This window comes from Saprospiraceae bacterium, assembly GCA_016717265.1.
GTDB lineage: Bacteria > Bacteroidota > Bacteroidia > Chitinophagales > Saprospiraceae > Vicinibacter.
The window spans coordinates 2756249-2768031 of sequence record JADKFX010000001.1 but is presented as its reverse complement, the minus strand read 5'-3'; the positions used below and the strand labels follow the sequence as shown (position 1 = coordinate 2768031).

Here is an 11783-nt window from a genome sequence, read left to right as displayed (position 1 = left end):
AAAATTGACTATTACTGGTTTAAGTGAACTAAAGGGGTTTATTTAATATGTACTATGGAGATGATGTTTCTGGAGAAACTTTTAAGTCAATTTATGTCTATAGAAAGTATTCTGGGTGATAATTCATTAAAAACATTCAATTTATTTTAATATATTATTAATATATATAATATGTATAGTATTATATTATAAAGAATTATCTAATATATTAAATTTCTTTCTGATATGAATTAATTATTTTTGTATATAATGCATTGAAATATCAGATTCTTTTATACTTTTGTGTTGCTGGTAACAATTATGATTAAAAACAGGACTTACACAATTCTGGTTTTTCTGCTTTTTGCTTTTACCCTAAAAGCACAAGAAGTTCAAGGTCCTTATCTTGTCTTTAAGTTACTAAAAAATACTTCCTTAAATTTAACATTTGCCAATAATTATCAGACTAATAAGCTGATTATTGATAGCACAGAAAACGGTGAGTTAGTACTTTTTGGAACAAAATATGATCCTAAGGTAGATTATATACCAAGTCCGGGTTTTGTAGGCAATGATACAGCTACTTATGAATATAAGGATTTTAAAGGAAAAATCAAGTATATCAGTTTTGTTTTTGAAGCATCTAATTCCTATGTTGGTTTAGTTGCAGATGTTTATTCTGTTAATAAAAATTCAGATTTTCAGAATTTTTATCCTTTATTGAATGATAGTTCTTCCATTGGATCTTATACTTATTTGAAAATTAATGCGGTAACTGCAGCTAATAATTTGCAAGTTACCAGTCCAAACGATACGACGCTCCGATTTAAACCATCCCCTAATTTTACAGGATTAGCATACATTAGCTATAAGGTTTGTGATACTTTTAATACGTGTGAAGACGGCAATGTTGTTGTTAATGTTGTAGATACCTTAAATTTAGTAAGTGATAGCGTATATATCGGGACGCCTAAGGCTGTTTCTTTATCTATTGCTTTACCGCTGACTGGATATTCGACATCGATTAACCCCAAAAAAGGTACTTTAGAATATAATACGGATTATTCTGTATTGTACAAACCAGTTTCCACATTTACCGGTTTTGATACTTTTGCAGTTGTTCGAAACAGTATTTTCAAGTATGTATTTGTTGAAGTTTATAATGTAAAAGAACCTAGTAAAATTACTGTTGATGATATTGTCTTTACACCTAAAGATTCTGTAGTAGAATTTAATGTTGGAGATAATGATATAGTCCAAAAGTATTCCTTCCTTCTAGATCAAAATCCAAGTAGAGGAACACTTTTAAAAATTAATAATGCTGGGGATTTCAAATATATTCCAGAAGCTGGGTATGAAGGCGTGCAAAGCTTTACCTATAAGGTATGTCCACAAGGATTATGCGAATATGGTGAAGTTAAAATATTCATAGGAAATTGGCAGCCAGATGTAAGAGATCGATATAAGTTTTCAACACCAAAGAATGTTCCTCTAGTATTTAGTTATCATATTCCAATAGATGCTTATAATTTTAGTTCTACTGAAGATAGTGTAAAGTTCTATCCTGGATATGATACTATTATTGTTAAAGATTCAAGAAATTGTCCATCAACTATAGTAGGTTATAATCAATTAGTATATTATCCGCCCTTAAATTTTGCAGGGGTTAAAAGTTTTACAGTCACCTATTGTATCCCATCTACTGGTCAATGTATAGACGCACAATGTGATGTTACTATTTATGACGAAAGTAAAAATTGTAATAAACAATGTGTTGGTGATTGTGTCTGGCCTGGAGATGTAAATTTGGATGGAGAAGTTACTATGCAAGATTTACTTCAAATTGGCTACAATTTAGGCTCTAAAGGGGATGCTAGAATGTATCAGTCAAGTGGAATCTTCAGATCATTAAAAGCAACTGATTGGAATGGATCATTACCTGGAAGCTTAACTAATTTAAAGCATGCAGACGCAGATGGTAATGGTAAGGTTGATTGCGCTGATACCAGTTATATTAGTAATTTCTATAGAAAACAACACTCTTTAGTACCAAAACAAGTGTACGATCGAGGCGATTTTCCTTTTTTATTAAATATATTAACACCTAATGCTGATTCAGGAGATGTAGCTTTAATTGAAATTCAGTTAGGAGATGCAGCAAATCCTGCAATTAACCTTTCTGGTTATGCTTACGAACTGGACTATAACACGGATGTAGTCGACGAACAAAGTTTAGGTATTAATTTTTACGAGCAAGGTTGGGTTACACGAAATTCAGCTTTGATGCACATGTATCAAAAGCCTTGGGATGGACGCATTGAATCCGGATTTATTCGCTCTAATGGAAAAAAAGTAAGCGGAAAAGGTGGTACAGAAGTTTTGTCCTTTATCGTTGAAGATGACCTAGGAGGCTTTAGAAAAGGGGATCAGTATCTTAAAGTTCCATTTTATTTTCAAAATATATTGGTACTGGATGAAAATGGAAAATATGTTCAGTTGCCAGATCAAGTAGCCTATATCAATATACGTAAAAAATCAACAGATCCTGCAGTTTTCGATCCGAGTTCATTATTGGTTTATCCGAATCCAACCAGTGATTTGTTAAATATTCATTTAAATGGTAGGAGCCAACTACTTTCAATTCGTTTATTTACACTTGACGGCTCTTTGGTAAAAGAAATTGAGAGTTCTGATCAAAAACATGAAATATTAAATTTACAAAATCTGGTAAATGGTTTATATTTGCTTCGTGCAGAAACAAGTTTAGGTCCAATCACTAAAAAAGTAGAAATTTTAAGATAATCCCTGTTTTTTATATAACCAGTTTTAATCTAAAATTGTTAGAATAAATAAGCCCCCACAAGGGGCTTGTTTATTTTATAGAAGTACATTCAAATTAGTAGAGAAAGCTTTTAATAATTTAAATCTATATATGCTCTGGTTATTGTATACAGGTACTATTCAAAATACAAATAATTGAGTCACAACTGTAATTTAAGCGAGTGATGAATTGAAATATTTGTGTCTTTATTAAGTAGCCGCAAGCTACCTATTTGATTAGATCATGAATGGAATCTAAGAGATACTAAATATTAATCCTAAAATCTAAATACGTTTTGCACTTATTATCTTATTAATATTTTCAGAATAGTTATTTCCAATTGGTATTAGTTTACTTTGATTTTTCAAAATGATTTCTATATCATCCGAATGAATTGAATTAATTTTATGCACATTGACTATATAGGACCGGTGTACCCGCACGAAAAAGTGCTCCGGTAATTTGTCCTCAAGCGATTTCATAGTCTGAAGTGTAACAATCCTGGTTTGATCTGTATATATGATTACATAGTCTTTTAAACCCTCAATGAATAAAATATCTTCGTAATTTAATTTAATTAATTTTTTGTCAGCCTTTACAAATATAAAATCCTGTGTTGAATTAAAAGTCTCTTTTGATTTATCTGTATTGAATGCTCCTTGGAATACTTTATTTACAGCTTTTAAGAAGCGATTGAAGTCAATTGGTTTTAAGAGATAATCAATAGCATCTAATTCGAAACCTTGAATTGCAAATTCTGGATAGGCTGTTGTAAAAATTACTTTTGGTGGATGCCGTAGACTCTTGATTAGCTCAATTCCTGACATTTGGGGCATTTGAATATCTATTAATATTAAATCAACTTCTTGCGTATTTAATATTGCGTTTGCGTCCATTGCATTGTGGCACGTTCCAATTAACTCTAAACCGCTAATTTGCTTTACATAAGTTTCTAAAATTTCTACGGCTAAGGGTTCATCATCAATAATTAAAGTCTTGATCATTTTTCTAATTTATTAAGTTTAAGTTTTAAAAGTACTGAATACGAATCAGGCATATCATCAATTATAAGTGTATGATTCGAAGGATAAATTAAATCAAGTCTTTTTCTTACATTCGAAAGCCCAACACCTCCTTGCTTTTTCTGATTTAATTGACTTGGCAAAACAGTTGCTTTTGAATTGACTACTGAAAATACCAGATATTCATTTTCTAAGCTCGCATTTATATGAATATATGCTTTGTCAAGTCGGTTATGAAATCCATGTTTGTAACTATTTTCAATAAATGGAATTAATAAAAGTGGAGCTATATATTTTGAATATAAAGCTTCATCTATATTAAGTTTGATACCTGAATTTGTAGCATGTCTCAGTTTTTCTAATTCAATATAATTTTGTATATATCGAAATTCTTTTTCCATTGAAACTTCCTTCTCATTACATTCGTATAGCATATAACGCATCATGTCTGATAATTTCAAAACCACTTCTGGAGCTAAATCAGATTTTTTCAAAGTCAGTGCATATAGATTATTGAGTGTATTAAATAAAAAATGTGGATTGATTTGATTTTTTAAAGATTGCAACTCCGTTTCAATATTTCGGGTGACTAATTCGTTTTTCTCTGCTTGCATTTTTAGCCAATCAAGCGGTATTCGTATTAAGGATGAAAGGGCCGTTAGTATTATTAGATTAATAAAGTTATGATATGGAGAACTTAAGGAATTAGGATTTGGTTTTAGCTCATAGGATAACATCCAAATATTGAACATTGTCATGAATGGCGTTAAAAGAAGTGCCAATGCTATTAATAAAGCGAGATAGCTTAAAATGGATTGCCTTAACATGAATTTAGGCAATAAGACGTATAAATTGATATTTATGGAAATAAAATAGAATAGAGCATTTCCAGCAGAGCATAGAATCGAATTCCAAAAATTAAGATGTGGAGGGTAAATATATATCCCCAAACATATAAATACAAACCAAAAGACAGATTGTGTCCAATATTGGGTCGTTTTACCTCTTTCGATTAAAGTATGATTAAAACTCATTAAATATTCATCAAAAATAGCTTTGTATAGCTTGATTTTTTATATTTTTCGATTTGATGTGCTTTTCCATGGACAAAATGAAAAGGAATTTAGATTTGACAGAACTTATCTGATTTTTGACCGTTTACGTAATCATAAAAGACAAATTGTGCAAGAACTTAAAAACACCAAATTAATAGATTATTATAGAAGCCTTTTAGAAAGTGTTGAGAAAGAACCAAACCGAGAAGGTCTGTCTAAAACGCCTGAACGGGCAGCGAAAGCGTTTGAGTTTTTCACCCAAGGCTATCACCAAAATGCACAGGAAACTTTAAAATCGGCGATTTTTAAGGAAGATTATAGTGAAATGGTTATCGTTAAGGACATTGAGCTTTATAGTTTATGTGAACATCATTTATTGCCGTTTTTTGGAAAAGCACATATTGCATACATTCCGAATGGCTATATCGTCGGTTTAAGTAAAATTCCAAGGGTAGTCGATATTTTTTCAAGAAGATTACAAGTCCAAGAACGATTAACCCATGAGATTTTAGATTGTATCCAAGAAACTCTAAATCCTTTAGGAGCTGCAATTGTTATTGAAGCGAGACACATGTGTATGATGATGAGAGGGGTTCAAAAACAAAACTCCATAACAAAAACTTCAGCGTTTACTGGTATTTTTAGAAAAGTAGAAACACGAACTGAGTTTTTAAATTTAATTCAATCAGATTCAATATAGCGTTTATGCAAACAACCGCATTTATATTTCCCGGACAGGCTAGTCAATTTAAAGGAATGGGGAAAGACTTATATGAAACAAATACACAAGCCCGGAGCTTGTTTGATCAAGCAAATTCAATATTAGGCTTTAATATTACTGAAATCATGTTTGAAGGAAGTGATGAAGATTTAAAAGCTACTAAAATTACACAGCCTTCCGTTTTTTTGCATTCTGTGATTAAAGCGAAGGTATTAGGTTCGGCAATTCAATTTGGTGCTGTGGCAGGACATTCTTTGGGAGAATTTTCAGCGTTGGTAGCTTCTAACGTATTGTCTTTTGAATCCGCTTTAGAATTGGTAAATATCAGAGCACATGCGATGCAACATGCCTGTGAACAAAATCCAGGTACAATGGCTGCAATTGTGGGTTTGGATGATACTAAAATTGAAGAAATCTGCATGCAAATTACCAAAGAAGTGGTTGTCCCTGCGAACTACAATTGTCCAGGTCAGTTAGTAATTTCAGGAAGTTTAAAAGGAATTGAATTGGCAGAAACGAAAATGATAGAAGCTGGGGCAAAGCGGTTTATTGTATTATCTGTAGGTGGTGCCTTTCATTCAAATTTAATGGAGCCAGCTCGACAAGAATTAGAAAGGGCAATTGAAAAAACTAATTTTAGTGAAGCGAAGTGTCCTATTTATCAAAATGTGGATGCTCAATGTCAAACAGATTCTCGGATTATAAAGGAAAATTTAATAAAACAATTGACAGCGCCCGTAAAATGGACTCAAACCATTCAACATATGATATTAGATGGCTTTCATAACTTTTATGAAGTAGGTGGAAATGGAACGGTTTTAAGTGGCTTTCTAAAGCGAATTAACCGCGAAATACCGGTTTCCAGTTTATAAATTAATTAGAGCGATGGATGTTTTAAAGATTGAGACTGGAAAAGTATTAATAGCGGAGCCATTTATGACAGATCCTCATTTTAAAAGAGCTGTGGTTTTATTGGCAGATCATCATATTAATGAAGGAACTGTTGGTTTTATACTAAATCGGAAAACCAATTTAAAATTATCAGAAATCACAACAGACTTTGGGGATTTTGAAGGGAATGTTCATTATGGTGGTCCTGTAGATATGGAATCAATGTATTTTATTCATAACACCGGAGAATTATTAGAAGATTCAATTAAAATTAGTGATGGTGTTTTTTGGAGTGGCAATTATGAAAAACTAAGAATATTAATTGATTGTAAATTAATTCAACCTCATAATATTCGATTTTATATTGGATATAGTGGATGGAGTACTGGACAATTGGAGGAAGAAATGAAGGATCCTTCTTGGATCATTGGTGATATGGACCCAAATTTTATTTTTAAATCAAATTCAGAATCTTTGTGGAAAGAAATTCTTGACCAAAAAGGATATCATTACAGTGCCATTGGAGAGCTTGGAGGAGATGAATTATTGAATTAAATAAGGTATTGTGATTAGATTTCAAAATGTAAGTTTATTTTTTGGCGAGCGTGTTTTATTCGATCAAATTTCATTTACCATTTCAGATGGCGAGAAATTGGCAATTGCGGGTCGAAATGGTTCTGGTAAATCTACCTTATTTAAGTTAATACAAAAAGAACTAAAACCTGATCAGGGTATCATTGATATTCAAGGTCAAAACACTTTAGGTTTATTAAAACAAGAATTGCCACCTGATCAAGGCAACTCCGTTTTTGAGGAGGTTCGGAAATCTTTGGAAGAAGCTCAAAAAATGCAAGAAAATTATGATGAATTAGAACAACGACTGATTCTTGGTGAAGGAAGTGATGATGAAATTTTAGATATAGTTCATCAAATGGAAGAAATAAGAATCCGTTTAGAGTTTTTGGAAATAGATAAATTAGATGGTAAGATTGAGAAAATTTTAATTGGACTTGGATTTAAAGAAGAAGACTTTAATAGACGATTATCTGAATTTAGTGGTGGTTGGAGAATGAGAGTAGAGCTTGCTAAGCTCTTGATTTCGAAGCCAGATACTTTATTACTGGATGAGCCTAATAATCACTTGGATATTGTTTCCCTAAGATGGCTTGAAAAATATTTGAAAGAATACGAAGGAACTGTGATATTGATATCGCATGACTTAATGTTTCTGGATAATATAGCAAAACGAATTATTGAAATTGATCGTGGCAAAATATATGATTTTAAAGGAAATTATAGCACCTACAAAATATATCGAGCGGAGCGAAAGGCCATTGAGTTAAATGAATATAATGCTCAACAAAGAATCATCCAACACAAGGAAAATTTAATTGAAAAATTTCGTTATAAAGCAAGTAAAGCATCCTTTGCACAATCTCTAATAACAGAACTTGGTAGAATGGATGTAAAGGATTTACCAGAAGAGGAACAATCTACTATTAAACTTCGATTTAAACCATCTCACCAAGGTGGAAATAAAGTATTGGAAATACAACATGCCGGTAAGAGTTTTGGTCATAAAAGAGTGCTAAAAGATGTGAATCTTTTTGTAGAACGAGGTTCTAAGATAAGTTTTATAGGAGCTAACGGAAATGGTAAAAGCACCTTGGTTAAAATGATCTGTGGTCAATTAGCACCTAGTGAAGGCACCATAGAATTAGGACATCAGATTAAAATAGGATATTATGCGCAAGAACATGGAGAAGTATTTTTGGAAAATCAAACGGCATTAGAAGCTGTTGAATCTGCTTCTATTGCTGAAATGCGAAGTATGGTGCGGAAAGTACTAGGAGGACTCGGTTTTTCTGGTGAAGATGTTGAAAAGAAAATATCCGTATTATCTGGTGGTGAGAAAGCGCGCATTCGTTTAGCGAACTTAATTGTAAATGAGCATAATTTATTAATTTTAGATGAGCCAACGCATCATTTGGATTTACCTTCTAAAGAACGCTTGAAAGAAGCTTTATTACATTATAGTGGTACTATTTTATTGGTATCACATGACCGGGATTTTTTAAAAGGACTTGCCGATAAGACTATCTTATTTGAAGATCATGGTATAAAAATATTTGAAGGTGATATTGAATATTATCTCGAGAAAACGGAATCAGCTACTATTTATGATTTGAAAAATACTCAGAAATCGCAAAGTCACGACGCTATTGTTGAATTAGATTATAATGAACGTAAAAAATTACAACGTTTAAGCCAAAATCTGGAGAAGGAAATTTTGAAATTGGAGGAAAATATTTTAAAAACTGAGGAAATGATGAGTAATTCTGATTTTTTTCTTAAGCCTGAGCATGAATCCTTAATAAAAAAATACAACGAAAATAAACTCAGATTAGAAGTATGTACTAAAGAATGGGAAATTGCTGTAGCTAAATTATAAAAAAAGGCTTTGGAACAAACGTTCAAAAGCCTTTGGTGTACAAGTCCGAAAATTCTAAATCAAAACTTTATAATTTAACAATACATAGCGTAAATTAATACAATCCAGAAAAGACTATCGTCACAATTTTTTATAAAATCAAAGCAAACTGTGAAGAATTACCTCGAAGCGCGAAGAAAGGGTTTCGTTAAACCAACCCTGTAAGTCCCATGTTTTAAAATATAACCAAACCTAAGAATTGTAAGATCGATAGTCTTTCTTTCTGGATTCCATTTTCAATATTCAAATCAAGCTTATAGAATCATTAACGTTTTAATGTTTCCTTCGATACAAAGATCAGATGATTTGAAATGCTGCACATCAGGGTAAACCCTGAATTTTAAAAATCAGGGTTTACCCTGATTAAGGTCAGGGTAAACCCTGATTAAATTTTTGAAGCTTATCGGACTGGAATTTGAACTAAAAATAGAGTTCCTTGATTATCAGACGATTCTATATTGAATTCACCTTTTAAATAATTAATGCGGCTTCTTATGTTTTCAAGACCCATTCCTTTTTTTACAGTTTCGGGGTCAAAACCATTTCCATCATCTTCCACAGAAATAGTCATTTCATAAGCAGACTTCCGTATTTGAACAAAGATTTCTTTGCAATTTGCATGTTTAATTGAGTTATTTACTAATTCTTGAATCACTCTATAAATATTTAAAGCAGTATTTGATTCAATAGTACCTGGTTTTTCAAATCCGAAGTATTGAAATATGATATTAGGACCGTGGTCCAGTTTATATCGGTTTAATAAATCTCTTATAGCTTCAATCAAACCGAGTTTTTCAAGGGAACCTGGTTTTAGGTCGTTAGAAATACTTCGAACTTCATCGCATGCAATATCTATTAGATAATACAACTTATTGAAATCTTCACGTTCTGTAATTTTTTGTTCATGGACCAATTTATCAAAACGCAGTTTGATAGTAGATAACAAACCTCCCAGACTATCGTGGAGATCTTGTGCAATACGTTCTCTTTCAGATTCTTGACCATCTATCATAGATTGCATAGACTGAAGTTGAATATTGTTTTCAAGCTCTTTGATTTTTTGGCTATTGATTTGGGCACTTTGATCATGAATGATGTTATTGGTTTCCAATTTTTGCTGGTAAAATAAAATTACAAAATAGCCAGCCAATAAAATTGCCCCAATACTAAATAATAAACTATATAATGTAAAATTTGATCTTCTAGATTTTAATTCAAATAAGCGTTTGTTTTTTTCTAAATCAATTTTTTCTGTTTGAAATTCTTTCTGATCATATTTACCAATTAATTTAAGGAGCCACTCTGAATTTTTAATTTGATTCAAAGTATCATTATAATGAACAAATTTTAATAAATATTCAGATGACTGTTTATAATCGCCAACATTATGGTTGCATTCATAAAGCCTAAATGAAAACTGCTTGCAATAATCAAAGTAATTTAAAGGTTCAGAAATTTCTAATGCTTTTTTAAATACTTTTTCAGCTTGTTTGTAATTTGAAAAGTGAAAGTAGTAATCGCCTAATACCTCCAGCGCCTTAATTTGAAGGTCCATATTACTAATGGACTTCGCATATTTAAAAACATTATTTATTTTTGAAGGAGAAGCTATTCTGCTAAGGAATAAAGATGCATCCACTAAGATGTGCTCATTTTTACAAAATTCATTAAAATTATCGGCTTTATTATTTTCACATTGGCCTAAATAATAAAATGCCATATCCGTGTTTCCTAGTTTCTTATAAGCATAAGCCAATGCATGTTGGCTTCTGACAACATCCAAATCACGTTCCTCTTGTTTGAAATAAACATGACAAAATTCAAGCGTATTGATAGACTTTTGAATTAAACCAATATATAAATACAATCTTGATAATGCAAAGCGATAATAATAAACTTTTGTAAGATCATTTTCATGCTTAAAATATTCAATTGCTGTCAAAATTGAACTTATAGCAGACTGGTAATCGTGTTTTGAAATATGAGATTCTATTTCAACTTCTAGACTCATTGGATCTAATAGTGAAACTTCAAATGAATCCGATGGGGGAGGAACAGTATCCAAACTAAATGCTTGCACATTGAAGACAGTATGTGTCACAATAAAAAAAAATAGAAAGATCCTAATGGATTTCATTTTTTTAATTATTATTTTTTAACTAATTTTAATTCTAATGCTGCCCTTACCAAACCAGCTGAATTTCTAACATTCAATTTTGAGCTTAAACTACTTCTATGGGATTCTACTGTTTTTTGACTAATAAATAATTTTTCAGCAATTTCTGGAGTTGTAAATTCTTTCACTATCAAAGCCAACACTTCCAGTTCTCGTTTTGAAATTTCTGGAATATTAAAGGAGGATGATTTTTTTTGACTTGGTTTTTTTAGCAGAGCTCCCATAATAGTTTCAGTAACATCTTTACTAAAATAGGTTTGCCCGGCAGCTACATTTTCAATGGCTTGGACAAGTTCGGCTCTTCCTGTATTTTTTAAAATATACCCTTGAGCCCCATTATTTAGCATTTCTGAAACGATGCTTTCTTCATTATACATAGACACTGCTATGATTTTTACATCAGGAAATTCAACATTCAACTTTTTTGCAACTTCAATACCACTCATATCGGGTAAATTTATATCCAATAGTAAAACGTCTATGGGTTGCTTTTGAAGCATACCAAATACAGATTTACCATCGAAGCACTTATCAACGACTTTTATAGTCTTTTCATCTCTTAAAATAGATTCTATTCCATCTACGAACATAGCGTGGTCGTCAGCAATAGCAATTCTTAGCATATAC

General features: G+C 31.6%; 9 protein-coding genes. 5 read left to right on the top strand and 4 right to left on the bottom strand.

The genetic code is table 11. The features are described from left to right. Positions 1-300 precede the first annotated feature (300 nt). Positions 301-2781 carry a T9SS type A sorting domain-containing protein gene (locus tag IPO86_10860; protein ID MBK9728609.1) on the top strand — a complete coding sequence of 827 codons (2481 nt, stop codon included), beginning with the start codon at positions 301-303 and terminating at the stop codon, positions 2779-2781. A 303-nt stretch (positions 2782-3084) separates the two neighbouring features. On the opposite strand, the gene IPO86_10855 is transcribed toward IPO86_10860, so the two are convergent. Beyond that, positions 3085-3804 (bottom strand): response regulator transcription factor, encoded by a 720-nt coding sequence (locus IPO86_10855; protein MBK9728608.1) that lies wholly within the window; start codon positions 3802-3804, stop codon positions 3085-3087. Beyond that, a complete protein-coding gene (locus tag IPO86_10850) occupies positions 3801-4856 on the bottom strand; it encodes a histidine kinase (GenBank protein ID MBK9728607.1) in 1056 nt (351 codons plus the stop codon). The genes IPO86_10855 and IPO86_10850 overlap by 4 nt, the downstream gene beginning before the upstream one ends. A gap of 145 nt (positions 4857-5001) precedes the next feature. Here IPO86_10850 and folE point away from each other — a divergent pair, with 145 nt between their 5' ends. The 4 genes from folE to IPO86_10830 are packed head-to-tail and all read left to right on the top strand — an operon-like array spanning position 5002 to position 8941. After that, positions 5002-5577 carry a GTP cyclohydrolase I FolE gene (gene folE, locus IPO86_10845; protein MBK9728606.1) on the top strand — a complete coding sequence of 192 codons (576 nt, stop codon included), beginning with the start codon at positions 5002-5004 and terminating at the stop codon, positions 5575-5577. Between the two features lie 5 nt (positions 5578-5582). Further along, complete coding sequence (gene fabD, locus IPO86_10840; GenBank protein ID MBK9728605.1) at positions 5583-6470, top strand: ACP S-malonyltransferase; 888 nt, start codon at positions 5583-5585, stop codon at positions 6468-6470. A gap of 13 nt (positions 6471-6483) precedes the next feature. Beyond that, positions 6484-7044 (top strand): YqgE/AlgH family protein, encoded by a 561-nt coding sequence (locus tag IPO86_10835; protein MBK9728604.1) that lies wholly within the window; start codon positions 6484-6486, stop codon positions 7042-7044. 10 nt (positions 7045-7054) lie between these two features. Beyond that, positions 7055-8941: an ABC-F family ATP-binding cassette domain-containing protein gene (locus IPO86_10830; GenBank protein ID MBK9728603.1), complete on the top strand. Its 1887-nt coding sequence runs from the start codon at positions 7055-7057 to the stop codon at positions 8939-8941. Between the two features lie 439 nt (positions 8942-9380). On the opposite strand, the gene IPO86_10825 is transcribed toward IPO86_10830, so the two are convergent. Both IPO86_10825 and IPO86_10820 read right to left on the bottom strand, forming a co-directional pair. Continuing rightward, complete coding sequence (locus IPO86_10825) at positions 9381-11117, bottom strand: ATP-binding protein (GenBank protein ID MBK9728602.1); 1737 nt, start codon at positions 11115-11117, stop codon at positions 9381-9383. Between the two features lie 11 nt (positions 11118-11128). Next, positions 11129-11779: a response regulator transcription factor gene (locus IPO86_10820; GenBank protein MBK9728601.1), complete on the bottom strand. Its 651-nt coding sequence runs from the start codon at positions 11777-11779 to the stop codon at positions 11129-11131. Between the last annotated feature and the right edge of the window lie 4 nt (positions 11780-11783).